The 3,421-nt window shown below is 41.1% G+C and carries 3 protein-coding genes and 1 riboswitch; all 3 genes read right to left on the bottom strand.

What is annotated here, in order from left to right:
• Positions 1 to 653 (bottom strand): ABC transporter ATP-binding protein (locus RYM16_RS08890; protein ID WP_314983387.1); only part of this gene is annotated, 653 nt, incomplete at its 3' end.
• Positions 650 to 1,699 carry an iron ABC transporter permease gene (locus RYM16_RS08885; RefSeq protein ID WP_105081296.1) on the bottom strand — a complete coding sequence of 350 codons (1,050 nt, stop codon included), beginning with the start codon at positions 1,697 to 1,699 and terminating at the stop codon, positions 650 to 652. The genes RYM16_RS08885 and RYM16_RS08890, both read right to left, overlap by 4 nt.
• Before the next feature lie 16 nt (positions 1,700 to 1,715).
• The gene (locus RYM16_RS08880; RefSeq protein WP_105081295.1) at positions 1,716 to 2,888 is read right to left on the bottom strand and encodes an ABC transporter substrate-binding protein; all 1,173 of its coding nucleotides are present in this window, start codon (positions 2,886 to 2,888) and stop codon (positions 1,716 to 1,718) included.
• A gap of 209 nt (positions 2,889 to 3,097) precedes the next feature.
• A riboswitch (cobalamin riboswitch) is annotated at positions 3,098 to 3,291 on the bottom strand.
• Between the last annotated feature and the right edge of the window lie 130 nt (positions 3,292 to 3,421).

The following is a 3,421-nucleotide window of genomic DNA, read 5'->3' as shown; positions in this document are numbered from 1 at the left end:
GCGTATACTCTACCCTCTTTGAGCACGATGATTTCATCTGCAAACATAGCCGCCAGATCAAGATGATGCAATGTTACAAGTGTTGTAAAATCATTTTCTTGAGTCAGATTTTTTAACAATGTTAACAAGTCAAATTGCTTATGCAAATCTAGAGCACTCGTCGGTTCATCAAGAATTAAGATTTTAGGTTCTTTTACAAGGGCCTGTGCCATGAACACAAGTTGGCGTTGACCACCACTGAGCTCCATAATGCTGCGCGATGCAAAGCGTTGCAAGTTCAACCGTTCCAACACCTCTTGTGTAGCAGCAATGTCTTCATCACTTACGCGGAAGGACATGGATCCCATGCGCCCTAGCATAACGACTTCAAAAACAGTCAAATTGACTCTACAGTCATTATCTTGAGACAAGTAGCTCACTGTACTACTGAAATCCTTTGTAGAATATTCAGCTACAGATTTACCATTGATGGTAATGTCGCCCTTGCCTTTCAAGATACCCATAATTGTTTTTAACAGTGTAGATTTACCAGCACCATTGGTACCGATGAGAGCCGTCAATTTACCAGTTTTAGCGGCAAAATCAACGCCCTTCAAGATTTGTCCGTCTTCCGTAGAGGAATAGCCAAAGGTTAAATTATGAACTTCAATCATTTGAAATAGCTCCTTTTCCTAGTTAATACCAACGAGAAGAAGAAAGGTACGCCGATGATTGCTGTCACAATACCGATTGGGAACATCGCCCCAGGAACGAGCATTTTACTCGCAATAGATGCGAGAGACAAAATCGCCATGCCACACACGGCAGATAGCGGTAAGAAATACCGTTGATCCTCACCTACGAGCATACGTGCAATATGTGGACCTACAATACCGATAAAACCAATAGTTCCAACGAAGGAAACGGCTACGGCAGTGATAAGGGAAATGAAAGCAAATACTTTTACGCGCAAGCTTTCAACATCAACACCTAGACCAGAGGCCTTTTCATCGCCTAATTTTAAAGCCGTTAAACGCCAAGACTCACGCATCATGAGTGGAAGCATGATAACTAGCACGAGGAGAACGATGGAGATATTAATCCAGTTTGCCTTTGCTAAGCTACCCATTGTCCAGAATACGATGTTTTGAAGGGCCTCAGGAGATGCCATATATTGCATCAAGGATTGAAGCGCTTGGAACAAGAACATCATGCCGATACCAGCGAGAATCATCGTTTCAGAAGAGAAATTCTTAATCTTATTGATGGAATAGATAAAGAAGCTCGTCAAACTAGCAAATACGAAGGCGCCGAATGGAACCATAAAGACACCTAAAAACTCTAATGCACTAGCGCCTACAACTACCATGAGAGAAGCACCGAAGCCAGCCCCTGCAGATATACCAAGTGTATACGGGCTAGATAACGGGTTATCAAGGATAGTTTGCATACCAGCACCAGCAATGCCCAAGGAGGCGCCTACCAGTAATGCCATAATGGCCGTCGGAAGGCGAATTGACCAAATGATGACATACGCATTTTTGGAAACCTCGGATGGGTCTGTTAATGCTAGCCATACATCACTCAACGTAAGTGATGCAGGACCTACAATAATATCGGTAACAAAACTTACCGCGCAAATGATCAGACCGATGATAATAAACATGAGCTTTTTATAGCTCTGTTTCTTATAATTGTACTGATTGTTAGTTTCTGTCACTACGAAAAACTCCTTTTTAGTTCAACTGCATAAACCAAACGCCACCGTAAGAGAATGGAAGGAATTTGTCATAGAATTCCTTAAGTGTACCTTCTGGATCTACGTCCTTGAATTCCTCAGGGTAGAATGTTTTAGCTAAATATTCGAATACTGCAACGTCATATACTTCACGAGGTAAACCATGGTGAGTAGAGTAAACGTTTTTAGATTGAACGGCTTTCAATTCAGGCCAGCCTTGACGTTCTGTGGTGAAAGCTTTCAACAACGCTTGAGATTTTGCTTCATTTGTATCGAAACCTAAACGCATGGATGTCGGTTTCTTAGGCCAGTAGGAACCGATAATGATGATGATATCTGGGTTTCTTTCCAAAATAAATTCTGGGTTAACAGGACCTGCTTTTTGAACTACATCTTTAGTAATAAGGTCGCCACCAACTTGAGTTGCTAATGCGCCCCATGCTACGTTTGCACTATAGGCAAAACCTAAACCTTCTGGACCTTCGTTACCTGTTTCAATGTAAACAGTTGGTTTTGGTTTGTTAATTTTGCTAATGCGGTCCATAACTCTTGTTAAACGTTCAGTATAGAACTTGTTGATTTCTGCTGCACGCTCTTCTTTACCCAATGCTTTACCGATAGCTTCGATAGATTTTTGGTGGTTTTCAAGCTTTTCAGCATGGTAATCGATATAAATAGTAGGGATACCAGCTGCATCGATTTTAGGTTTGTAATCAGACTCGTATTGATCTTTAAAGTATAAAGGCATGAAGATAACATCTGGATTCAAGGAAATTACTTTTTCCACATCAAATGTTTTGTCATTTACGTTACCAATGAGAGGAATTTTTTCCAACTCTGGCACTTCAGATTTGTAACGATCCCACATATCTGTACGCAACTTGCTCAAATAAGGGTCAATACCAACAATAGTCTTAGCCACATCTTTGCCTTGCAATGCAGCCATAGTCAAGAAGGCCCCACCAGAAGCACTCAATTGAACTACTACGCGTTCTGCAGGTTTTTTCAACGTAACTTTTTGACCTGTTACGTCTGTAATCTCAATTTGCTTGCCAGATTGTGCGGCATCCTTTTTCGTATCTGCTGGACCACCACAAGCTGTCATAATCATGCTCACAACTAGCAGGAGCACCGTGGCAAGATAAGCCATAAATTTCTTTTTCTTAAACATAAAAGCACCTCAATTCAAAACTCTCAAAATACACAATCACATGTTATCAACACAAAAAGCCCGTTTCCCCACGAAGAGGAAACGGGCTGTCATCTCAGTTAGACTAACTACCACGCCTAAAAGCTAATAGATAGAATGAACTACCAACTATATACTTATAGTTCGACCATTCATCTATGCAAATCCCCATCCCTGTCACTCGCAGGTCAATTGGCAATTGTTAATTAGGCAGTTCTCCTGGCTCCAGTTTAACGTTACTTTGCACCTTCCCAAGATATTATCTCAGTGACTAAGAGCATATCGTCCTTTATGCAAAGTCCCTCGCTGTTACAGTGGCGTGACCGCTTTGGCTTGTACCAAATTCTCTATTAAGTCTATAAACACCTAACCCAATCATATGTGATTTTTCTCATCGTAGCATGCGCCATATATAGTGTCAATAAACGTATAGGGGTACATCTATCCTTGTAAAAGCTACACTTTATAGCAAAAAAGAAGCTAAAACTCAACACGCATCTGATACCATTTGGCAC

The organism is uncultured Veillonella sp., assembly GCF_963524655.1.
Taxonomy (GTDB): Bacteria; Bacillota; Negativicutes; order Veillonellales; family Veillonellaceae; genus Veillonella.
The sequence above is the reverse complement of the archived record's forward strand: the minus strand, read 5'-3'. Positions and strand labels throughout refer to the sequence as shown.